19 protein-coding genes and 1 other RNA gene are annotated in these 22,665 nt (G+C 65.0%); 15 read left to right on the forward strand and 5 right to left on the reverse strand.

Translation table 11 applies throughout. The annotated features are described in order from the left end of the window. Nucleotides 1–2: 2 nt before the first annotated feature. The 14 genes from cydB (at nucleotide 3) to J1C48_RS01410 (ending at nucleotide 14,192) form a co-directional block, all read left to right on the forward strand. Nucleotides 3–1,166 (forward strand): cytochrome d ubiquinol oxidase subunit II, encoded by a 1,164-nt coding sequence (gene cydB, locus J1C48_RS01345; protein WP_207255849.1) that lies wholly within the window; start codon nucleotides 3–5, stop codon nucleotides 1,164–1,166. A 14-nt stretch (nucleotides 1,167–1,180) separates the two neighbouring features. After that, nucleotides 1,181–1,312 carry a cytochrome bd-I oxidase subunit CydX gene (cydX, locus tag J1C48_RS01350; protein ID WP_207255850.1) on the forward strand — a complete coding sequence of 44 codons (132 nt, stop codon included), beginning with the start codon at nucleotides 1,181–1,183 and terminating at the stop codon, nucleotides 1,310–1,312. A 502-nt stretch (nucleotides 1,313–1,814) separates the two neighbouring features. Further along, complete coding sequence (locus J1C48_RS01355; RefSeq protein ID WP_207255851.1) at nucleotides 1,815–3,101, forward strand: ABC transporter substrate-binding protein; 1,287 nt, start codon at nucleotides 1,815–1,817, stop codon at nucleotides 3,099–3,101. A 179-nt stretch (nucleotides 3,102–3,280) separates the two neighbouring features. After that, nucleotides 3,281–4,273, forward strand: a complete 993-nt coding sequence (locus J1C48_RS01360) for a carbohydrate ABC transporter permease (protein ID WP_231081514.1) — start codon at nucleotides 3,281–3,283, stop codon at nucleotides 4,271–4,273. A gap of 5 nt (nucleotides 4,274–4,278) precedes the next feature. Further along, nucleotides 4,279–5,325, forward strand: coding sequence for a carbohydrate ABC transporter permease (locus tag J1C48_RS01365; protein ID WP_207255852.1), 1,047 nt, complete (start codon nucleotides 4,279–4,281; stop codon nucleotides 5,323–5,325). Nucleotides 5,326–5,335: 10 nt separating this feature from the next. Beyond that, the gene (locus J1C48_RS01370) at nucleotides 5,336–6,436 is read left to right on the forward strand and encodes an ABC transporter ATP-binding protein (protein WP_207255853.1); all 1,101 of its coding nucleotides are present in this window, start codon (nucleotides 5,336–5,338) and stop codon (nucleotides 6,434–6,436) included. A 48-nt stretch (nucleotides 6,437–6,484) separates the two neighbouring features. Next, nucleotides 6,485–8,842 (forward strand): glycoside hydrolase family 31 protein, encoded by a 2,358-nt coding sequence (locus J1C48_RS01375; protein WP_207255854.1) that lies wholly within the window; start codon nucleotides 6,485–6,487, stop codon nucleotides 8,840–8,842. Beyond that, nucleotides 8,839–9,744 carry an aldose 1-epimerase gene (locus J1C48_RS01380; protein WP_207255855.1) on the forward strand — a complete coding sequence of 302 codons (906 nt, stop codon included), beginning with the start codon at nucleotides 8,839–8,841 and terminating at the stop codon, nucleotides 9,742–9,744. Before J1C48_RS01375 ends, J1C48_RS01380 begins: the two co-directional genes overlap by 4 nt. Next, nucleotides 9,744–10,508, forward strand: coding sequence for an SDR family NAD(P)-dependent oxidoreductase (locus J1C48_RS01385; RefSeq protein ID WP_207255856.1), 765 nt, complete (start codon nucleotides 9,744–9,746; stop codon nucleotides 10,506–10,508). The genes J1C48_RS01380 and J1C48_RS01385 overlap by 1 nt, the downstream gene beginning before the upstream one ends. A gap of 9 nt (nucleotides 10,509–10,517) precedes the next feature. Further along, a complete protein-coding gene (locus J1C48_RS01390; protein WP_207255857.1) occupies nucleotides 10,518–12,533 on the forward strand; it encodes an alpha-glucosidase in 2,016 nt (671 codons plus the stop codon). A 110-nt stretch (nucleotides 12,534–12,643) separates the two neighbouring features. After that, nucleotides 12,644–13,009, forward strand: a transfer-messenger RNA (tmRNA) gene (gene ssrA / locus J1C48_RS01395). 66 nt (nucleotides 13,010–13,075) lie between these two features. After that, nucleotides 13,076–13,645, forward strand: a complete 570-nt coding sequence (locus J1C48_RS01400) for an SspB family protein (protein ID WP_207255858.1) — start codon at nucleotides 13,076–13,078, stop codon at nucleotides 13,643–13,645. 32 nt (nucleotides 13,646–13,677) lie between these two features. Next, the gene (locus tag J1C48_RS01405; RefSeq protein ID WP_207255859.1) at nucleotides 13,678–13,953 is read left to right on the forward strand and encodes a DUF4169 family protein; all 276 of its coding nucleotides are present in this window, start codon (nucleotides 13,678–13,680) and stop codon (nucleotides 13,951–13,953) included. After that, nucleotides 13,950–14,192 carry a ribbon-helix-helix domain-containing protein gene (locus tag J1C48_RS01410; protein WP_207255860.1) on the forward strand — a complete coding sequence of 81 codons (243 nt, stop codon included), beginning with the start codon at nucleotides 13,950–13,952 and terminating at the stop codon, nucleotides 14,190–14,192. Before J1C48_RS01405 ends, J1C48_RS01410 begins: the two co-directional genes overlap by 4 nt. Nucleotides 14,193–14,330: 138 nt before the next feature. Here J1C48_RS01410 and J1C48_RS19145 read toward each other — a convergent pair whose 3' ends face one another. Further along, complete coding sequence (locus tag J1C48_RS19145) at nucleotides 14,331–18,191, reverse strand: AsmA family protein (protein WP_207255861.1); 3,861 nt, start codon at nucleotides 18,189–18,191, stop codon at nucleotides 14,331–14,333. A 222-nt stretch (nucleotides 18,192–18,413) separates the two neighbouring features. After that, nucleotides 18,414–19,826 carry an FAD-binding oxidoreductase gene (locus J1C48_RS01420; protein WP_207255862.1) on the reverse strand — a complete coding sequence of 471 codons (1,413 nt, stop codon included), beginning with the start codon at nucleotides 19,824–19,826 and terminating at the stop codon, nucleotides 18,414–18,416. Nucleotides 19,827–20,020: 194 nt separating this feature from the next. Between J1C48_RS01420 and J1C48_RS01425 the strand changes: the two genes are divergently transcribed. Continuing rightward, nucleotides 20,021–20,515 (forward strand): thioesterase family protein, encoded by a 495-nt coding sequence (locus J1C48_RS01425; RefSeq protein WP_207255863.1) that lies wholly within the window; start codon nucleotides 20,021–20,023, stop codon nucleotides 20,513–20,515. A gap of 39 nt (nucleotides 20,516–20,554) precedes the next feature. Here the strand turns inward: J1C48_RS01425 and J1C48_RS01430 are convergent, their stop codons facing one another. The 3 genes from J1C48_RS01430 to J1C48_RS01440 are packed head-to-tail and all read right to left on the reverse strand — an operon-like array spanning nucleotide 20,555 to nucleotide 22,585. After that, on the reverse strand, nucleotides 20,555–21,280 hold the full coding sequence (locus J1C48_RS01430) for an amino acid ABC transporter ATP-binding protein (protein ID WP_207255864.1): 726 nt from the start codon (nucleotides 21,278–21,280) through the stop codon (nucleotides 20,555–20,557). After that, complete coding sequence (locus J1C48_RS01435) at nucleotides 21,258–21,917, reverse strand: amino acid ABC transporter permease (RefSeq protein WP_207255865.1); 660 nt, start codon at nucleotides 21,915–21,917, stop codon at nucleotides 21,258–21,260. The genes J1C48_RS01430 and J1C48_RS01435 overlap by 23 nt, the downstream gene beginning before the upstream one ends. Then, nucleotides 21,914–22,585: an ABC transporter permease subunit gene (locus J1C48_RS01440; RefSeq protein ID WP_207255866.1), complete on the reverse strand. Its 672-nt coding sequence runs from the start codon at nucleotides 22,583–22,585 to the stop codon at nucleotides 21,914–21,916. The genes J1C48_RS01435 and J1C48_RS01440 overlap by 4 nt, the downstream gene beginning before the upstream one ends. Nucleotides 22,586–22,665: the final 80 nt, after the last annotated feature.

Consider the following 22,665-nt stretch of genomic DNA (forward strand, 5'->3'; position numbering starts at 1 on the left):
CCATGATCCTCTATGAATTGGTCCCCTATGATGTCCTTCGGGTTCTGTGGTGGGTGCTGCTCGGGGTGCTCCTGATCGGCTTCGCCATGACCGACGGCTTCGACATGGGCGTCGGCGCCCTCTTGCCCTTCGTCGCCAAGACCGATCTGGAGCGCCGGATCGCCATCAACACCGTCGGCCCGACCTGGGAGGGCAATCAGGTGTGGTTCATCCTCGGCGGCGGTGCGATCTTCGCCGCCTGGCCGCCGCTCTATGCGGTCAGCTTCTCGGGCTTCTATCTGGCAATGTTCGCGGTGCTCGCCGCGCTGATCCTGCGCCCGGTCGGCTTCAAATACCGCTCCAAGCGCGACAGCGCGACGTGGCGCAGCAGCTGGGATTGGGCGTTGTTCGTCGGCGGCGCGGTGCCGGCGCTGATTTTCGGCGTCGCCGTCGGCAACGTGCTGCAGGGCGTGCCCTTCCACCTGACGCCGGACCTGATGTCGATCTATGACGGCTCCTGGTACGGCAAGTTCCTTGGCCTCTTGAACCCCTTCGCCATCCTCACCGGCGTCGTTTCCTTCGCCATGCTTCTGACCCACGGCGCCGCCTGGCTGACCTTCAAGGCGGACGGCACGGTGGCCAAGCGGGCCCGTGCCGTCGGTTCGGTCTCGGGTCTGGTGACGATGGGAGCCTATCTGCTGGCTGGTCTCTGGCTCGCCTTCGGCATCACCGGCTATCGGGTGACCAGTGCGATCGTCACCGACGGTCCGTCCAACCCGCTCTACAAGACGGCGGACCATGCCGGATCGTGGCTCGTCGCCTATGCCGACCGGCCGTGGATCGTGGTGGCGCCGGTGCTTGCCCTTCTCGGCATGACGATGACCGTGCGGGGCCTGCGCAATGGCGGCGAAGGCTCGGCGCTGTTGTGGTCGAAGCTGGCGATTTTCGGCACGATCGCGACGGTGGGACTGACGATGTTCCCCTTCATCCTGCCCTCGTCGGTCGATCCGCAGAGCTCGCTGACGGTCTGGGACGCGTCGTCCTCGCACCAGACGCTCTTCGTCATGACCGTTGCGACGGTGATCTTCCTGCCAATCGTTCTTTGCTACACCGCCTGGGTCTACCGGGTGCTCTGGGGCAAGGTCACGGCCGACGACATCACCGGCCATTCCGAAACCGTCTACTGAGAAAGGCCCCTGCCATGTGGTATTTTGCCTGGATCCTCGGGCTCCCGCTCGCCGCGCTCTGCGCTGTCTGCAACGCGATGTGGCTGGAAATGCAGAACGATCGCGCCATCGCCGATCTGGACGAGGTCGATCCCGTCACGTCCTGATTCCGCGATCGGATGACCGCCTGTCCAGGTGACGGACGCCGGACGGGCGCCCGCAAAACCGAGGCCGCAGCCACGCTCCATCAGGCCGGCTGCGGCCTTTGCCGTTTCGCGCGCACCGTCGTCATCTCGCCGGCGCATCGACCAATCCGAAACGGCGGCAACAACCGGATGCGACATTACGTCATCTCGCCACGGCTGACGGGAATGGGGTGCCGCTCGGCGATTGATTCGCAAATATCTGCTGCGCTCATATGTCTTATAAAAGATAGTTTTTTCGTTTGACGTTCGGATTGGTTTCGCGGTAGCTTTCTTCAGGTTCGCGCATACGACTGACCGACAGCGCTGCGACTGCTGCTTGTCGGATCGATCGGCAGGAGGGCTGATCGATTGCCGCCACTACGACTTGGGAGCGCTACGCGGCGCAAGCGACACGCTTGCATCGATTGCGGGGCGGCTGGCTGGCGTTTAAAACGCTCGGCATTGACGATCAGGGAGGCCACACATGGTCACGAAAATGCTTCTCGCTGGCTGCACCGCATTGAGTGCACTGGCTTTTTCGGCTGGCATCGCCAATGCGGTGGAGCTGCGGTTTCAGTGCTACCAGGACGGCAACGAGTGCCAGGCCTGGAGCGAAGAGATCAAGAAGTTCGAGGCCAAGAACCCGGACATCAAAGTCGCCGTCGACGAGGTGCCTTATAAGGCGATCCTCGAAAGCCTCCCGGTGCAGCTCGCCAGCGGCAGCGGACCGGACCTCGCCCGCGTCAGCGATCTGGGCGGGCTCGCTAAATACATGCTCGACCTGCGTCCGCATCTGAAAGACGCCGACTACTGGGAAAAGAATTACGGTGACGAGCTGAAGTGGACCCGGGTCAACGGGCCGAATGACAACGGCATCTATAATCTGCCCGACCAGTTGACCATCACCGGCCCCTTCGTCAACAAAACCCTGTTTGATCAGGCGGGCGTTGCCATGCCCGGCGACAAGGCGACTTGGGACGATTGGGCAAAGGCCGCGGTCGAGGTCGCGAAAAAGACCAAGACCCCGTACCCGATGGCGATGGATCGCTCCGGCCACCGCTTTGCCGGCCCGGCGATTTCCTATGGCGCGAAATATTTCGACGGCAAGGGCAACCCGATCACCGTCGACGACGGCTTCAAGGCGTTTGCCGAAAAGTTTGTGAAATGGAACAAAGACGGCACCATGGCGAAGGACGTCTGGGCCGGCTCGGGCGGCGCGACCTATCAGGACGCCTCGCAGGAATTCATCAACGCCACCCTCGTCTTCTACCTGTCCGGCTCATGGCAGGTCGCACGCTTCGGGCGTGAGATCGGCGACGCTTTCGATTGGGAAGTGGTGAACTCGCCCTGCGGCCCGGCCGCCTGCACCGGTATTCCGGGCGGCGCCAGTGTCGTCGGCTTCAAGCACACCAAGCACCCGGAAGCGGTCGCCAAGCTGCTCGACTTCATGGCGCAGGAAGACGTCTATGCCGACTTCATCGGCCAGACCAAGGCGATCCCGGCGAACAAGTCGCTGCAGGAAAAGCGCGTCGATTATCCAGACGCTGACTCGCATGTGAAGAAGGCCCTCGCCGCCTTCACCATCGCCGCGAAGTCCCTGTCGCCCCGCGCTTTCGAGTTCCAGGGCTACAAGAACAACCGTGCCATCATGAACGCCACCGCTGCTCGTATCACTCAGGCGATCGTCGGGGAATCGACCCTGGATCAGGCGCTCGATCGGATCAATGCCGACATAGCGGAAGCGGTGAAGGCATCGGGCGGCGCGAAGTAAACCGCCGCATCTGTACCATGCATGAGCGCGCGGCGATGGAAGCCCTCCTTCGCCGCGCCGCAGCCCCTCACATGAGCGGAGCAAAGACAGCGCTCGGCCATCGGGTTTGGAATCCGCAGATTGATGGCAGCCGCCTGTCACGTGTCTGCGCATCCTGCCCCGAAGCATGAACGGACACGATGCTGAAGCCACTCAACACAGCAGCACAGCTTGGCTATCGAACCGCCTTCGGCCTGTTCGAACTGCCGATGGCGACGGCCCAAAAGCTGATCGGCATCAAGCGGATCGCCTGGATGTTCCTGCTGCCGAACCTGTTGATCTTCGGCCTGTTCACCTTCCTGCCGATCATCTTGAACTTCTTTTATGCCACCAGCGGCGGCGACGCGATCCTGCTCGCCCACCGCCCCTATGTCGGCACCGAGAACTTCGCTTCGCTGTTATCCTGCACCGACTATTTGGATCCCAACACCTGCCGGCGCGACGTCTTCTGGCGGGCGGTCTACAACACCGGCTGGTTCGTCGTCTTGCAGGTCGGCTTCATGGTCGCCTTCTCATTGCTGACCGCGCTGATCCTCAATCGCGACATTCCCTGGCGCGGCTTCTTCCGGTCGGTCTTCTTCTATCCCGTGCTGCTCTCGCCGGTGGTCGTCGCGCTGATCTGGAAATGGATCCTGCAGCGCTACGGCCTCTTCAACGCCGGGCTCGAAGATGTCGGCCTGTCGTCGGTCGACTGGCTGACCGACGCCAACTGGGCGTTCTTCTGGATCATCTTCGTCTCGATCTGGGCGCATATGGGCTTTTACACGCTCATTCTGCTGGCCGGTCTGCAGGCGATCCCCGCCGACGTCTACGAGGCGGCGGAGATGGATGGCGCCTCGCGCTGGCGGGTGTTTTCGAAAATCACCATGCCGCTGTTGATGCCGACGATGATCGTCGTCCTGGTGCTCAGTCTCATCCGCGCCGTCCAGGCCTTCGACGAGATCTTCGTGTTGACCGGCGGCGGCCCCGGCTCAGCGACCACGCTGATCCTGCAATATATCTATGAAACCGGCTTTGCCTCGCGTCCGCAGCTGTTCGGTCTGGCGGCCGCGGCGTCCATCCTGATGGCCGTCGTGCTGCTCGTCCTCACGCTGTTGCAGCTGCGCGTGACCCGCGGCCAGGCAGAGAACTGACAAACATGCTCTGGTCCTTCATCTCGCGCACTCGCGGCCGCAATCGCTTCGATCTCACCGACTGGCTCACCTGGGGCTATCTGATCTTCGGCATGCTGCTGATGTTCGGCCCGGTGCTGTGGGTGGCGATGAGCTCGTTCAAGACCGACGCGGCGCTATCGGAATATCCGCCGAGCTTTTTGCCGCTCGCCACGCAGACGGCCATGGTGAAGGGCTACGACAAGCCGCTGCCGCTCTACGAGATCACCGCCGGCGAGCACAAAGGCTCAGTGCTGGCGCAGATCCGGCGCATCGGTCTCAACGCGCAGATGGTCGACCCGGCCCATCCGGACGAGAAGATCAACGTCAAGATCGGTGATCGCCAGCCGAAGCGCGAACTCACCTTTGCCTGGGACAACTATTCCAAGCTCTTCAAGCGCTTCAATTTCATGCGCTATTTCTGGAACTCGGTGTTCATCACCGTGGTCGCGACGGTGATCACGGTGCTCTTCAACTCGATGGCGGCCTTCGCGCTCGCCAAATACAAATTCCGCGGGCGCATGGTGGTCTTCCTGCTGATCATCGCGACCTTGATGATCCCGCCGACGATCAACCTCGTGCCGATCTATCTGGTGGTCAACGAGCTGGGGCTCGTCAACACGCCCTGGGCGGTGATCTGGCCGGCGGTGGCGACCCCGACCGGGGTGTTTCTGCTGCGCCAATACATGCTGACGATCCCGGACGATCTGCTCGACGCCGCCCGCATGGATCACGCCTCCGAATGGCGGGTCTATTGGCGCATCGTCCTGCCGCTGGCCGCGCCGGCGATCGCCGTCCTGGTGATCTTTTCGGTGATGTGGCGCTGGAACGAGTTCCTGTGGCCGCTCATCGTCCTCAACCGATCCGAGCAGTTCACCCTGCAGCTGGCGTTGAACGCCTTCCAAGGCGATCTCCAGACCTCCTGGAGCGGGCTGCTCGCCATGACCATACTGACGCTTTTGCCGATCACCATCGTCTTCGCGATCCTGCAGAAGAACATCACGGCCGGCATCGCCCAGAGCGGCGTGAAGTAACGGAGACATTATGGCCGTTGTCGAACTCGACAAGCTCGTCAAGGACTATGGCGACATGCGCGCCATCCACGGCGTGGATCTGACCATCGAGGACGGCGAGTTCTGCGTCTTCGTCGGCCCGTCGGGCTGCGGCAAATCCACCTTGCTCAGAATGATCGCCGGGCTGGAGGAAATTTCCAGCGGCGAGCTGCGCATCGACGGCACCTGCGTCAACGAGCAGCGGGCGGCCGAGCGCGGTCTTGCCATGGTCTTCCAGACCTACGCGCTCTACCCGCATATGACGGTGCGCGAAAATCTCGGCTTCGGCCTGGAAAACATCAAGACGCCAAAGGACGAGATCCGCCGCCGCGTCGACGAGGCGGCGCGCATGCTGCAGATCGGCGACTATCTCGATCGACGGCCGAAGCAGCTCTCCGGCGGCCAGCGCCAGCGCGTGGCGATCGGCCGGGCGGTGGTGCGCGAGCCCAAGGTGTTCCTGTTCGACGAGCCGCTGTCCAATCTCGACGCGGAACTGCGCGTCGTCATGCGCGGCGAAATCTCCAGCCTGCACCGCCGCCTCGGCAACACCATGATCTACGTGACCCACGATCAGGTCGAGGCGATGACCATGGCCGACAAGATCGTCGTCCTGAAGGCCGGCCTCATCCAGCAGGTCGGCTCGCCGCTCGATCTCTACAACCGGCCAGCCAACCAGTTTGTCGCCGGCTTCATCGGTTCGCCGCGGATGAATTTCATGGCGATGAGCGTTACGAAGGTCGAGAGCGATGGCATCGTCGTTGCCGACACGAACGGACGCAGCTTCACCGCCGCCGTCTCGCCGGACGGCGTCGCGCCGGGCGATGCGGTGACCATCGGTGTCAGACCCGAGCACTTGGAAATCGGCAGCGAGCGCGGCCATCCGGTGACCGTCGAGACGATCGAACAGCTCGGCGGCGAATCCTATCTTTATTGCAAAGACGCCGACGGGCATCCGATCACCGTCCACAAATCCGGCCAGACGAAGATCAAGGCGGGCGACGCGGCGCAGGTCTTTCTGCCGGAGGAATCGATCCACGTCTTCAAAAAGGACGGAACGGCGCTCACGCGTTTGAGAATCGGCGAAGAGGCCTGAAACACGGCGGGTTTTCGAGGCTCACCGAAACTTTTAGGACATCGTGTCATGACGATCTTGAGCGCCCACGGACCGGCCACCATGACGGCGAACGGTTTCGTCATGCCGCTCAATGCCGGCTTCACCCTCAAGCTCGAGGCGCTGGAAGACTGGCTGATCCGTCTTGCCATCGTCCCCGACGAGGGCTTTCGCGTCGATCGCAGCTGGATGATCGCGCCGGAGGGCGACACCCCCGTTGAGGGGCGCGACCGGCTGTCGCTCGACGGATTCGCCTTGCCGGCCATGGCGCACGAAGCCGAAGCCGGCGCCGACATCGTCACCTGCGGCGATACCCGCGTCCGCATCGAGCATGCGCCGCTGCGCCTCGCCGTCGAGCGCCGCACGGCCGACGGCTGGCGCACCGTCCTGAAGGACCGCGAGCGCAGCGCCTATGACTGGCTGGCAAAGCGCGGCAGCTTCCGCCACTACCAGAACCGGGCGCCCGGCGAGCGCCATTATGGCCTCGGCGACAAGGCCGGACCGCTCGATCGCACCAGTCGCCGGTTCCGCTGTCTGCAGATCGATTCCATGGGCTACGACGCCGAATTGTCCGATCCGCTCTACAAGCACGTGCCCTTCGTGATGGTCGAGGCCGAAGACGGCCACGCCACCGGCCTCCTCTACGATACGCTGTCCGAAATGGCGGTCGATCTCGGCTGCGAGCACTCGAACTATTACGAGCCTTACCGGCATGTCGAAATGCTCGAAAAAGGCCTCGTCCTTTACGTTATCGCCGGGCCGCGCCTGTCCGACATCGTCCCGCGGCTGATGCGACTGACCGGCCGCCCGCATCTGCCGCCGCGCTGGTCGATGGGCTTTGCCTTCACCACCATGCACCATGCCGATGCGCCGAATGCGCAAGAGGTCATGACTGGCTTTGCCCAGCGCTGCCGGACGGACGACATTCCGATCAGCGCCATTCATTCGGGCTCGGGCTACACGACGCGAGCGGATGGGCGGCGCTACGTCTTCACCTGGAACGCGGCGAAGTTTCCCGATCGCGGCGGCTTTTTCGCCCGGCTGAAGGAGCTTGGCTACCACACCTGCGCCAACGTCAAGCCGGTGCTTTTGAAGGAACACCCGGCCTATCCGGAGGCGGCCGAGAAGGGTCTCTTCGTCAAGCGCAGTGACGGCACACCGGCCGTCGAGATGTTCTGGGGCGGCGAAGGATCGAGCCTCGACCTGTCGAACCCGCAGACCATCGCCTGGTGGCAAAAGGGGATCCGCGAGCAGGTGCTCGGCGCCGGCTTCGACGCCGCCTGGAACGACAATAACGAGGCCGAACTGTGGGACGAGGAAGCAACCGTCGATGGGCTCGGGCGGCCGCTGCCGGCGATCGAGGCAAAGCCGCTGCAGGCGCTGTTGATGACCCGCGCCACCTTCGAGGCGACCAAGGCGCATGAGCCGGACAAACGCCCCTACACGATCAGCCGCGCCGGCCCGATCGGCATCGCCCGCTACGGCGAGACCTGGACCGGCGACAACTCGACGAGCTGGCATACGCTGAAGTGGAACATCCGCAACGGCCTGTCGATGAGCCTGTCGGGCATGCCCTTCATCGGCCACGATATCGGCGGCTTTGCCGGACCGAAGCCGGGGCCGGAACTGTTCACCCGCTTCGTGCAGCTGATGGCGCTGCATCCGCGGGCGGTGATGAACTCCTGGAAGCCGCAGTTGAGCGATCCGGTCAATTTGCCCTGGATGCATCCGGAGGCGACAGACGCCGTGCGCCAGGCGCTGCGGCTGCGCTACCGTTTCCTGCCTCTGCTCTATTCGCTGGCCCATCAGTGCCATCGGACCGGCGAGCCGATCGTCGCCCCGCTGCTCTATCATTTCGCCGATGCGAGCTGCCGCGCCGACCCCGACGCTTTCATGCTCGGCCCGGACGTGCTGGTGGCGCCGAATGTCACCGAAGGCACTGAGACGGTTTCGATCGACCTGCCGGAAACCGACGGCGGCTGGCACGACTTTTGGGATGGGACGATTTATGCCGGCAGCACCCAGGTGACGGTGCCCGCCCCGCTCGACCGCCTGCCGATCTTCGTGCGGTCCGGCGCCGTTCTGCCGCTTGCCCTCGACTGGCCGTCGACCAGCCCCCATGCGGCGACGCGCGTCGCGCTGACGGCCTTTGCCGGGCCAAAAGCCGGTGAAAGCCGGCGCTCGATCTTCTTCGACGATGGCGAGAGCTGGCGCTACCAGGGCGGCGACGCCTCGCTGCTGGCCTGCCATCTGTCCACCGATGCCACGCGCGTTGGCCTGACCGTCACCGAAGAGGGCAGCGGTCGCGGCCGACCGGACCTCGTCGCGGAGCTGCGCGGGCTTGGGACGCGCGCCGGTGAGCACACCCTGCCCGCTGCGACCGCATGACCGTGGACGGCGTCCTCGACCTTCGGGCCGGCTCCCTCGTCGCCCGCATCGCACCGCAGCTCGGCGGCGCGATTGTCGACTTTCGGCGCGGCGAGACGGCGATCTTCCGCAACACCCCGCCCGAGGCGCTGACGCAGATGAAGCCGACGCTGGCGGGCAGCTACGCGATGATCCCGTTTTCGAACCGCGTCGCCGATGCGCGCTTTTCCTTCGGCGGCACTGCGTTCGAACTCGCCCGCAATTTCGGCGAGAGCCCCCATGCGATCCACGGCAATGGCTGGCAGCGCGCCTGGCAGGTCGCGGAGGCCGGGCCAAGCGCAGCACGGCTGATCCTCGACCACGATCCGGCCGAGCCAGGCCGGGCGCGCGAATGGCCCTTCGCCTATCTCGCCGAGCAACATATCATCCTGACGGCAGACGGCCTGTCGGTGGCGCTCGCGATTGAAAATCGCGATGCGAGCGCGATGCCGGCGGGCTTCGGCCTGCACCCCTATTTCGACAAGACCGGCGCCGCCTTGCGCTTTACCGCCCGCAGCGTCTGGCAGAGCGACGCACGGCTGATCCCCACCGAGCGCGCGGCCGTCCCGGCCGGCTGGGCCTGCGAGACGATGCGCGAGGTCGCGACGATGGAGGCCGTCGACCATCTCTTCGAGGATTGGGGCGGCTGGGCCGAGATCGTCTATCCGGACCAAGATCTGGCGATCGCGATCCGCGCCGATCCGATCTTTTCCAAGCTCGTCGTTTTTCGCGCCGACGAGCGCAGCTTCTTCGCCGTCGAACCGGTGACCCACATCGTCGACGCGGTCAACCGCCTGACGACGCCGGACCACGGCCTCGCCATCCTCGCGCCCGGTGCCCGCCTCGTCGGCACCGTGCGCTTTGAAATCGGATCCTGCGCCTGATGACCAGCCCTTACGACACCGTCCGCTATCAATCGCTGCAAGGCCGCTCGGTGCTGATCTCCGGCGGCGCCTCCGGCATCGGCGAGGCGCTCGTTGAAGCGTTTGCCGCGCAAGGGGCCAAGGTCGCCTTCCTCGATATCGCCGCCGAGGCCGGCCAAGCCGTCGCCGCACGAACCGGCGCGCGCTTCGTTTCCTGCGACGTCACCGACATTGCCGCCTTGCGGGAAACGATCGCCGAGATCGAGAGCACCGCCGGTGGGGTCGACGTCCTCGTCAACAATGCCGGCAAGGACGATCGCCACGAGATGGCGACGGTCGAGCCCGACGGTTGGCACCGGACCTTGGCGCTCAATCTCGACCACCAGTTCTTCGCGACCCAGGCCGTCACCAAGGGCATGGCCGCGCGTGGCACCGGCTCGGTGATCATGCTCGGCTCGATCTCCTGGATGCGCGGGCGGCCGGGGATGGTCGGCTATACTACCGCCAAGGCGGCGATCAACGGCATGACCAAGACGCTGGCCCGCGAACTCGGCGCTTCGGGCATCCGCGTCAATTGCATCGTCCCCGGCGCGATCCTCACCGAGCGCCAGAAGGCGCTGTGGCTGACACCGGAAATCGACGCCGAATTCATCCGTCTGCAGGCGCTGAAATTCCGCCTCGACGCCAGCCACGTCGCCAAGCTCGCCCTGTTTCTCGGCTCCGACGAGAGCGCCGGCTGCACCGGCGCCAATTTCGTCGTCGATGCCGGTCTGACCCAAAATTGAGGTTCGTCCATGCTCGTTCACGCCCGCGATGGTGGCTTCGATCTTTTCATCGACGGCCGCGCGATCCTTCGCCATCGCCCTGACGCGCCTTGCCTGTTTCTCGGCCGAGGTGTCGAGCGCATGGAGATGTATCGCGGCAATTTCGACATCGAAGACTATGTCGTCGAGCGCGTCCCCCTCGCCCATGCCGTCGTCACCGCAAGCGAGGACGGCTGGCGGATCGACTGCGCGGCGGCGCCGGGCTCGCCGATTCGCCTGACGCTCATCGTCTCGGGCGACGGGGCGAACGGTACGATCGCGATCCAATCCCACGATCCAGGCGCCAACCGCTTCTGGCTGCGTCTCGTCGCCGAAGCCGGCGAGCATCTGTGGGGCGGCGGCGAGCAGATGTCCTATCTCGATCTTGCCGGCCGACGGTTTCCGCTCTGGACGTCGGAGCCGGGCGTCGGCCGCGACAAGACGACGGCCGTCACCTTCGAGGCCGATCGCACCGGCCGGGCCGGCGGCGACTACTACAACACCAACTACCCCCAGCCGACCTATCTGTCGTCCCGGCGCTACGCTTTGCACGTCGAGACCGCCGCCTATTCGGTCTTCGACTTTCGCCACGGCGCGTTTCACGAGATCGAAGTCTGGGCGATGCCGGAGCGGATCGAGCTTTTCGCCCGGCCGACCATCGCCGACCTCGTCACCGCGATGGCCGATCGGTTCGGCCGCCAGCCGCGTCTGCCGGATTGGGCTCTGGAAGGGGCGATCATCGGCCTGAAGGCCGGCGAGCAGTCCTTCCAGCGGCTGGAGCGCTACATCGCGGCTGGCGTAAGGGTCTGCGGTCTCTGGTGCGAGGATTGGGTCGGCCTGCGACAGACGTCTTTCGGAAAGCGCCTGTTCTGGGACTGGCAGGCGAATGACAGCCGCTATCCCGATCTAAAGCGCCGGATCGCCGATCTTGCGGCGCGCGGCATCCGCTTTCTCGGCTATGTGAATCCCTATCTGTGCAATGACGGCCCGCTCTTTGCCGAAGCCGAGACCAGGGGCTTCCTCGCCACCACGGCCGAGGGCGCGACCTATCTCGTCGATTTCGGCGAGTTCGACTGCGGCGTCGTCGATTTCACCATTCCTGAGGCCTGCCGCTGGTTCGAGGATCAGATCATCGGCGAGAACATGATCGATCTCGGCCTGGCCGGTTGGATGGCCGATTTCGGCGAATATCTGCCGATCGACCTCGAGCTGAAAAGCGGCGCCGACGCCAAACTGATGCACAACGCCTGGCCGGTGCTGTGGGGCGCGGTCAACGCCCGCGCGATCGCCAAGAAGGGCCGCACCGGCGACATCGTCTTCTTCATGCGCGCCGGCTACAGCGGCATCCAGGCCGAGTGCCCGCTGCTGTGGGCCGGCGATCAGTCGGTCGACTTCACCCGCCATGACGGATTGGTCACGGTGATCGTCGGAGCGCTGTCCTCCGGCCTCCTCGGCAATGCCTATCATCACTCTGACATCGGCGGTTACACCAGCCTTTTCGGCAACCGCCGCACCGCAGAACTCCTGATGCGCTGGGCGGAAATGGCCGCCTTCACCCCGGTAATGCGCAGCCATGAGGGCAATCGCCCGGACGAGAACCTGCAGATCGACCAGGACGAAGCGACGCTTGCCCATTTTGCCCGGATGACCCGGGTTCACGCGGCACTGAAGCCGTATCTCCAGACGCTCGCAGGCGAGGCCGAGACAATGGGCCTGCCGCTGCAGCGCCCGCTGTTCCTGCACCATGAGGACGACGCGCGGGCCTTCGAGATCTGGGACGCCTATCTCTTAGGCCGCGAACTTCTCGTCGCGCCGGTCTGGCAGGCGGGCACGAACGAGCGCGGCCTCTATCTGCCCGCCGGCACCGACTGGATCCACCTTTGGACGGCCGAGCGGCATCGGGGCGGGCAGGACGTCGAGATGACGGCGCCGCTGGGCCAGCCGGCGGTATTTTATCGGGCCGACTCCAGCTTCGGGGAGGTGTTCAAGGCGCTTGCGGCACTTTGATCCGGCGCCAGCGGGGCCGCTGGCCGTAAGCATCGGCCCCGCCGGCGGGGGCCTTCACGCCATCGCCTGTGAAAAAACCTGCCCCTCTCCGGTCACCCCATCCCGGACACACCCTTTTCACGAGGCCGCAACCTCCTTATATTCAGTTTGTCGGGCCTTCGCTCGGCTATGGCGATAAACGTTCGATGGAATAAGCCTTTCGGACCCGGGGGCGGTACCCGGCGCCTCCACCGGATGTCACGATGATCATCGAAATCGTGGCATGCGGCGGGGGCGAAATAGGATCGACGAGGGTGTAAAGATCGAATTTTCGCTCGGAATGGTACCGCCGTTATCGGGCCTTATAAATAGTTGCCAACGACAACTATGCGGAAGCTCGTCTCGCTGCGTAAGCAGCGCGAACGCTTCAATTCAAGTCCTGGGGGTTCGCACTTCTAGGCGGGGCTCGGAGGCGCCTGGCAACAGAAGCCTCCACTTTCTTGTGGCGTTCAAACCAGAAAGCCGTGCGTCGATTTGTGGAATGAGGGGATCGGAAAGCCGGAATGGGCCAGGATCTTATTCGATATGACGTTCTTGCTCAGGACGCGCTTCGCGGGGTGATCCGCAAAGTGCTGGGCGAGGTCGCGAAGACCGGACTGCCCGGCGAGCATCATTTCTTCATCACCTTCCTGACCGCAGCGCCTGGCGTGAGGATTTCCTCTCGGCTGCGCGAAAAATATCCCGAGCTGATGACCATCGTCATCCAGCACCAATTCTGGGATCTGCAGGTGACCGACACGTCCTTTGAGGTCGGCCTCTCCTTCTCCGACATTCCCGAGCGCCTGCTCGTGCCGTTCAGCGCAATCCGCGGCTTCTACGATCCGGCGGTGAATTTCGAACTCGAATTCGATGTTCAGAGCGCGACGGCGGCCAACAGCCAGCCCGAGGATCTGGAGGGCGATGGGCCCGAGCCGACGCAGCTGGCGCCGAAGCCCGCGACCCCGCTCGCGGTCGCCCGTAAGGAGAAGGTCACTGTGACCGACGAGGACGAGGCGGACGACGCCGAAAACATCGACGGCGATCGCCGCGATGCCGAGGTCGTCTCACTCGACGCGTTCCGCAAAAAAACCTGAACGGCATTTCGCCGGCAAGGGTGAGCATCGGCATGGGTGAGATCGTCAATCTGCGGCAAGCCCGCAAACGCCGCAAGCGTGACGAGACGGAGCGCAGCGCCGCGGAAAGTCGTGCCCGCAGCAGCCTATCCAAAGCCGCGAAGACGATCGAGCGGACAGACCGCGCCCGCCGCGAAGCTCTTCTCGACGGTGCGGCGCTCGATCGGCGCCATCAGGGCGAAGTGGAAGAACCCCAGCACTTGGTGGCCGGCGAGCCGGAGAAATCCCCCCGCAACGCCCCGGAGGCTTCCCAGGAGGCTTCGACGTGACCATCGTCAAGCGATCGGTCTCGATCAGCGGGCATTCGACCTCGATCAGCGTCGAAGACCGGTTCTGGGGGGGCCTGCAGGCGATCGCCGCCCGCCAAAACGTCACCGTCGCCCGGCTGATCACACAGATCGACGCCGGCCGCAATCCGGACGGCAATCTCTCCTCGGCCATTCGCCTGTTTGTTTTGGAGGACGCCCTCGCCCGCGCCGATCCGGCCGCAATACCGCCCGTTGAATGACATGACCTGTCCGGCCATGTCCCTCTCGGCCTTGGTTCGAACGCCACGCGAGCGTGCTGATGCCCCTCCGAACGCGAGGCTCTCATCTGTCCGCCAAGGTCAGCGAGCGCGGGGACCAGGCTCCGCCGGCCAGAGCGATCAAAAATCCAGCGGATTCTTGACGCCGGGCAACGCCTCGAATTTCGGTGGCGGAGGGTTTTGGGTGCCGGTCGGCGGCGGATCGAAGGTCAGCGATGGTGCATTGCGTGACGCCTTCGCGCCATCCTCGCGATTGCGGGTCACCGCTTTCGCCGCCGCCGCCGCTTCCTGCTGGCGCCTGGCCGCCGCGGCCGCTTTCTCGGCGGCCGCGCGCTCTGCCGCCTGGCGCTGCTCGATCGCCGCCGCGGCCGCCGCTGCGGCTTCAAGCCGTGCTTCGGCGGCTTGGTGCTCGGCCTCGGCCGTGGCCTCACGCCAGCGGTAGAAGCGCGCCTCGCGCCGCAGCCGCAGCTTTTCCTGCAAGCCTTCCTGCATCTTCTCGACCCGCGCCTGTTCGCGTTCGAGGGCCCGCACCGAGAGATAGTTGGTCAGCGCCGCGGTATCGGCCGTAAGCCTGGGATCCGACGTCGGTCCAGACAGTCCATAGGTCACCGTCGGATCGGCGCCCTCGACATGGTCGAGGCCGGGATCGATGACCAGATTGAGATTGCCGCCGAGCGTCAAGGCCGCAAGATTGAGGTTCGCCGCCACGGTCAGCCGTTCGCCGTTCTGGACAAGATCGACCGGCGCGAGGTCAAGCTTGCCGCCATTCACCGTAAAGTCGCTGGTGACGTCGTCGATTGGAAAGGCCGCGCCAGTGCTCAGCCGCTGCCATGTGGCCGCCGTGTCGGCCTGCGGCTTGAAGGTCGGCGCGTCGGCGGCAGCGAGCAGCGGCTTGAAGACCGCAGGTGGCACGCCGGGAATCTTGGCGTTGGCGACCGTGACATTGCCCGCCCCGGACAAGGAGGCGATCATCGCCTGATAGGACTGGCCGCTGGTCTCCAGCCGGATCTCGCCGTCAAGCCGCGCCGCGCCCTCGCCATTCGACAGCGCCGGCGCATATTTCGCCAGGTCGATGCCCTGGCCAAAAGCGGCCAACGAAAAGCCCGCAAGGCCACCGGCATTGCGCATGACCAGGGTGCCGGTGGTCTCGGCGGATTCGAGCCTGCCGCGCAGATTGGCAAGAGACAGCGAGGTCGGGGTGAATTGCAGATCGGCGCCGACACCGGACAATGTCAGTCCGCCGAGCAGATCCAACCGGCCGGCGGACAGCTTCAATTGGCCGTCGACCGGCGGCAGAAGCGTGGGAGAAAAGGCGCTCTTCGACCAATCGACGGTCCCGGTCGCCTCGACCAGCGGCCGGCCATAGGCGAGATTGGCGAGCCACGGCAGCGACAGCGAGGAAAGCTTCACCCTTCCGCCGAGCGGCTGCCCGGCCGGCATTTCGAGATCACCATCCACCGTGTCACCGGCGACCTCACCGTTGATGCCGGACACCTGCCAGCCACCATCCTGATAGATGACGCTGGCATTCAGCGAGACCGGCACCGCGTTGACCGATTGGCCGAGATCGAGCGCCAAGGCTCGCAACCAGGGCGAGGCATCCTCGCTGTTCATGTAGAGGGCGAGATTGGCGCCGGTGACCCCACCGGGCGCGACATCGACCATGCCGTCGATGCTGATCTCGCTTCCCGGCGATCGCGCCGTGGCACTGGTCACCGCCGGCCCGGTTTCGGCGGCCGAGACCGATAGCTCCACTTCCAGCGGCTGCTCCGGCGCGGCGCCGGCGGCCGGAATGCCGAGTTGCGACAACAGCACCGTCGGCCGATCGTTCTCAAACCGCAGATCGAGGCCGAACCGGCCGCTCTCGGTGCGGGCATAGATGCCGTTCTCGATGGCCGAGGACAAATCGATCTTGGTGCCGGCGGCGGTGCCGTCGAGACGCACCAGAAGGGTCGGCTTCTTGCCCGTTTCGCCCTCGATCGTCTCGACGTCGCCGGACAGCTTCAGCGGCGCCAGTTGCCCCGCCCGGCGCGACAGCACCTCGATCAGCGGAATGCCCGGCTGCAGCTCCCGCAGGAAGGCGAAGAAGCGCTTCGGATCCTTGGCATCAAGCCCGACGTCGAGCTTGCCCTTGGGCGCGCCGCCATTGAGATCGGTGAGATTGCCCGACGACGTGAGATTGGCGCCGGCAAGACCGGCGATTTTCAGGTGATCGACCGTCAGCGAGTCGCCGTCGAAGCTGAGATCGGCATCAACCTTATCCGCCTGACCGTCGGCAAAGGTCACCGGCCCGGCGTCGAGCGCCAGATCGAACCGGTCGGCATCGGCGATCGAGTGCGCGTGGCCGGTGAAGAGCCGCGACAACGCCAAAACGGCGTCGAGATCGACCCGGCCGCCGGAGAGCTTCGCGGTCATGGTCGTCGCGCCGTCCGCCTCCTGGCGCGCCATGCGCCCGGTGATCTTGTCGCCGCCGACGTCGATTTCGAGGTTGTCGAAGACTTGAGCTTGCGCCGTCAGCGTCGTCCGAGCCGAAAAGCCCGCCCGTGTCAGGCTTCGCACCGCCGGGTCGACATGGCCGGTCAGCCAGTCCGAAAAGCCGGACGGCTGGCGCGAGGCCAAAAGCAGATCGCCCGTAAAGCCCATGGCGTCGTCGAGAGTGAGATCCCCCGATGCTTCAAGCCGCGTTCGCCCCGGAAATTCGGCACCGAAGCTGTCGAGCTTCCAGCCGGCCCGGCGCGGCTCAGCGACGAAGGCGACGTCGCGAATGGTGGTATCGCCGGCGGTCACCACCGGCAGGCTGATCTCGACCCGGCCGTCCATCCGCGGCCGCGGCACCTTCTGAAGCACCCGCCGCATCGCCTCGATGCGCTGTTCGAGGGTCTGGCGCGTCGCCTTGCTCGACGTCTCGGTCGGCGCCGCGTTGGCCGGTTTCTGCTCGGCCAGCGCGTCGACATTGACCTGCTCTCCCTTCAGCTTCAGCGAAAACCGGACCGCCTTGCCGTAATCGAGATCGCCGCTGCCCGTCAGAACATAAGGCTGTGGCCCGCCGCCCGCCTGAACCCGCAAATCGCTCACCGCCGCATGCGCCGGCCCGAGCGTGATCGCGCCGCTCGCCTTCAAAGGCGCGGCGTCCAGCCGGCCGGTTCGTCCCTCGCTCGCCGCCTCGCCTTGCGCCTTCAGCGCGGTGAAGGGTCCTGCCTGATCGTCCGCAGCGACGAGCGCTGCGAGCTTTGGCGCGGGGCGCAGCATGCTCAGCGTGCCGACGAAGCTCGGCACCCCCTTCGGCGCACTGGCCTTCCCGTCAAGCGTGATCTGACCGTCGAGAGCCTGATTCGAGGCGGTGATCCGCAGCGGCAAGGTGCCGTCGTCCTGTGGCACCCCGGTCGAGAGATCAAAATCGACCGGCTCGCCGTCCACGGTGAAGGAGCCCCCGCCATCGACGGGTCCAGCGAGCGAGCCGGCGGACAGCTTGGCATTGACGTCGAACAGCGTTTGTGTTCGGCCAAGCCCCTTGTCCTCGATGACCACCGTGCCGTGGTCGATCACGACGTTCTGCAGCACGACCTTGGCGCCGGTCGGGATCTTCGGATCGGAGACCACCCAGCGCACGCTGTGATCCGGTCGCACCGGCAGGCGCACGATCGGCCGGTCGAGGGTCATGGAATAGATGTAGATCTCACCGGAGAGATAGGGCGCGAGTTCGGCATCCATGCGAAAGCGCGCGACCGTCAGCAGCGTCGAGCCATCGTCGTCCTTGACTTCGACATCGTTGAAGGTGACCGAGGGAAACGGCAACAGGCGAGCCGAGGCGGTGCCCTCCACGACCACCTTATGGCCGAGGATCTTCGAGGCTTCGCGCTCGAAATCGGCGCGATAGGCCGTCCAATCGATGAAATACGGCGCGACCAGCGCTCCGACGAGCGCCAGCACCAGCAGTCCACCGACAAGGACAAACGCCCTGACCAGGTTCCTATCTCCCACCTCTTAAGCCGGCCGGTCCCGATAGCGAGACGCCGGCATAGGACGAAAAGCCGCCGCCGTGCCGCAACGGCTGACGCAGAACGCCCGGCGCTCACACCGATCGCCCCTCGACCACGTGGCCACGCCGTTTCGGTCTCTCCCCCGTCGATCACACGAAGCCGGTGCCAAGCTTTCACAGGATAGGCCAGAACGGATCGCGAATGTCGATAGGCAAGTGCCGTGTCAGGTCAGGAAGATCTTACCGGGGTTCATGATACCGTGCGGATCCAGCGCCGTCTTCACCGCCTGCATCACCTCGACCGCCGCGCCGAGTTCGCCATGCAGATAACCGCGCTTGCCCTGACCGACGCCGTGCTCGCCGGTGCAGGTGCCGTCCATCGCCACTGCCCGCTCGGCCAGCCGCGTCAAGAAGGCCTCGGCCGCCTCGATTTCGTTGGCCGCATCCATGTCGAGCAGCAGCGTCACGTGAAAATTGCCATCGCCGACATGGCCGATGATCGGCCCGATCAAGCCGCTCGCCTGCAAATCCTCCTGGGTTTCGCCGATGCAGTCGGCCAGCCGCGAAACCGGCACGCAGACATCCGTGGCAATCGCCCGCGATCCGGGGCGCAGTTGCATCGACGCCCAATACATGTCGTGCCGCGCCTTCCAAAGACGGCTGCGCTCCTCCGCCCGGTTCGATGCCTCCAACGCGCCGGCGCCGTTTTCGGCGGCGAGAATGCCGAACATCTCCGCCTGCTCGGCGACCGAGGCGGGCGAGCCGTGGAACTCGACGAACAGCGAGGGCTGCGGCTTCAGGTCGAGCTTGGCATAGGCGTTCGCCGCCTGCATCGACTGGGCGTCGAGCAGTTCGATCCGGGCCACCGGAATACCGGTCTGGACGGTCTGGATCACGGTGTTCACCGCGTCGCGCACGCTCGGAAACGGGCAGACGCCGGACAGGATCTGCTCGGGGATGCCGTAGAGCTTCAAGGTCAGGCTGGTGATGACGCCGAGCGTGCCCTCCGAGCCGACCAGCAGCCGGGTGAGATCGTAACCGGCCGAGGTCTTCTTCGCCCGCCGCGCGGTGCGGATCAGCCGTCCGTCGGCCATCACCGCGTTCAACGCGATGACGTTGTCGCGCATCGTGCCGTAGCGCACCGCATTGGTGCCCGAGGCCCGTGTCGCCGCCATCCCGCCAAGACTGGCATTGGCACCGGGATCGATCGGAAAGAACAGGCCGGTGTCGCGCAGGTGGGCGTTCAGCGCCTCGCGGGTCACGCCCGGTTCAACGACGCAGTCGAGATCTTCGGCATGGACCGCCAGGACCCGATCCATCCGCGACAGATCGATGGAGATGCCGCCCTGCGGCGCGTTGACGTGCCCTTCCAGCGAGGAGCCGACGCCGAAGGGAATGATCGGCGTCTCGTTGGCCGCGCAGATGCCGACGATGCGCTGGACCTCGGCTTCGCACTCGGCAAAGATCACCGCATCCGGCGCCTGATTGGGGATATAGGTGGTGGTGTGGGCATGGGCCCGGCGCACGTCCTCGCCGGTGACAATGCGCTCGCCAAAGACTGTGCGCAGGCTTTCGATCGCCGCCGGAATTTTCGGCCGCGCCGCCGGCCGTTCTGCCAAAATATCCCGAAGCGTCATCCCATCCTCCCGTGATCGGTCTTGCCGCCGATTGGTACCGCACGCGCGAGGCCCGTCCACGCGCCTGTCTGTCCGCCCGCCTGTCCACCGGTGTGTGCCACAGCCAAGGACGGACGAGAAGCCGCACCGCAATTGACTTTCGCGCGAGCGGCGCGAGGTCCCTGGCGATCCGCCGCGCCAAAAGAGCCGCCCCGATGCCTGAGATTATCCCTGTGCCATTCCGCTCGCCCGAACTCGCGGTCGAACCGGCCTGGATCGACTACAACGGCCATCTCAACCTGGCCTATTATCACGTACTCTTCGATCGCGGGCTCGATCCGTTCTCCGACGCCATCGGCCTTGGCGAACAGTATCGCGCCCGCACCGGCTTCACCACCTACACAGCCGAGGCGCATGTGCGCTATCTGAAGGAAGTCCCGCCCGCGGCCGAGGTCGTGGTGACCACCCGCATCGTCGGCCTCGACGCCAAACGCCTGCATCTCTTCCAGGAGATGCACCACGCAGACGGGTGGCTCGCCGCGACGCTGGAAAGCCTGTCACTGTCGATCGACCAGCGCGGCGAAACGCCCAAGGTCACGCCGTTCCCGGTCGAGACGTTTCAGGCGCTCGAAGCCGCCGCGCACCGACATGCCGAACTGCCACGACCGCCGGAGCTGCACCGCGCGGTCCAGCATCTGCAGACCCGGTAGGAGCGCAGAACGACAGGGCCACCACAGGCCCGTTCCAGCTCATTGCATGCCGAGGAACTGCCGCAGCTCCGGCGTCTTCGGGGCACCGAACACCGCCTCCGGCGGGCCGATCTCATGCACCTTGCCGAGATGCATGAAGACCACCCGCGAGCAGACCTCGCGGGCAAAATTCATCTCGTGGGTGACGGTGATCAGCGTCATGCCCTCCTCCGCGAGCTTGCGCACCACCTGCAGCACTTCCGCGACCAGTTCAGGATCGAGAGCGGAGGTGATCTCATCGCACAAGAGCGCCGCCGGTTTCATGGCGAGCGCCCGCGCGATCGCCACCCGCTGCTGCTGACCACCGGAGAGTTCTTCCGGCAAAGCGTCGAAGCGGTTGCCGAGACCAACGCGGTCGAGCATCTCTTCGGCGATCCGGCGCGCCTCCTCCTTCGGCGTCTTCTTCACCACCGTTTGGGCGAGCATCACGTTGCGGCCCGCCGACAGATGCGGAAACAGATTGAACTGCTGGAAGATCATTCCGACCTTCAGCCGCAACTCCCGCAGCTGCCGATCTTCGCCGGAAACGTGCACGCCGGCGACCGCGATGCTGCCGCCATTGATCGTCTCCAGGCCGTTGATGCAGCGCAAAAGCGTCGATTTGCCCGAACCGCTCTTGCCGATGATCGCGATCACCTCACCCGGCTCAATGTCGAGGTCGATGCCCTTCAGCACCTCGGTCTGACCGAAGCTCTTGCGGACGTCAGTGATGGCGATGAGAGACATGCAGCTTTCTTTCGAGGAGCCGGCTGGTCAGCGACAGCGGCCAGCAGAGCGCAAAATAGAACAGCGCCACCAGCCCATAGACGGTGAAGGGCTGAAAGGTGGCGTTGGTGATAATGGTGCCGGCCTTGGTCAGTTCGATGAAGCCGATGATCGAGGTGAGCGCGGTGCCTTTGACCACTTGAACCGAGAAACCGACCGTCGGCGGCACGGCGATCCTGAGCGCCTGGGGCAGGATGACATGGCGCATCTGCTCCAGCCGGCTCATGCCGAGGCTCGCCGACGCTTCCCACTGCCCCTTGGCGATCGCCTCGACACAGCCGCGCCAGATCTCGCCGAGAAACGCCGCAGTCCATAAGACCAGCGCCACCCCGGCGGCGAGCCAAGCCGGCACGGAAATGCCGAAGAGACCGAGGCCGAAGAACACCAAAAAGAGCTGCATCAGCAGCGGCGTGCCTTGAAACAACTCGATATAGAGCTTGGCCGGCAGGCGCGCGAAACGCCGCTTGGCGATCCGGGCAAACAGCACCAAGAGACCAATCACACCGCCCCCGACGAACGAGACGAGCGACAGAAGCACGGTCCATCGCAGGGCGAAGAGGAGATTACGGACGATGTCCCACAGAGTGAAATCGGTCATCGAGACACCCTTCGCGGAAATACCAGCCGGCCGACGCCGGCCATCGCCTGTCGCACGAGGATGGCGAGGATCAGATAGATCGCCGTCGTGACGGAATAGGCCTCGAAGGAGCGGAAGGTCCGCGACTCGATGTAGTTCGCGGCATAGGTCAGATCCTGGGCGGCGATCTGCGAGACGACGGCCGAGCCGAGCATGACGATCACCACCTGCGAGGACAGCGCCGGCCAGATCCGCTGCAACGCCGGGACGAGCACGACATGGCGAAAGGTTTCGAGCCGCGACATGGCAAGGCTGGCGCCGGCTTCGAACTGGCCCCTCGGCGTCGCCTGGATGCCGGCCCGGATGATCTCGCAGGCATAGGCGCCGAGATTGACGACCATGGCGATATTTGCCGCCTCCAACTCGCCAAGCCGAATGCCGAGCGCCGGCAGGCCGAAGAAGATGAAGAACAGCTGCACCAGAAACGGCGTGTTGCGGATCAATTCGACATAGGTGGCAACGACAACGCGCAGCGGCGCCGTGCCATAGAGCTTGACGAAGGCGCACAAAATGCCGAGTGCAATGCCAAGAACGCCGCCGACGATCGTCAGTTCAAGGGTGATCAGAATGCCCTTGACGATAACCGGGTAATAGGTGGCGAGCCACATGAAGTTGAAACTATAGGTCACGGTCAGTCCGCTGATTGCGCCGTCAGATCAGGAAGACGCCGCCTTCGGCGCGCCGGGCGATCGACAAAGGGAGCCCCCGC

The sequence above is a fragment of the Jiella flava genome, assembly GCF_017349315.1.
GTDB lineage: Bacteria > Pseudomonadota > Alphaproteobacteria > Rhizobiales > Rhizobiaceae > Jiella > Jiella flava.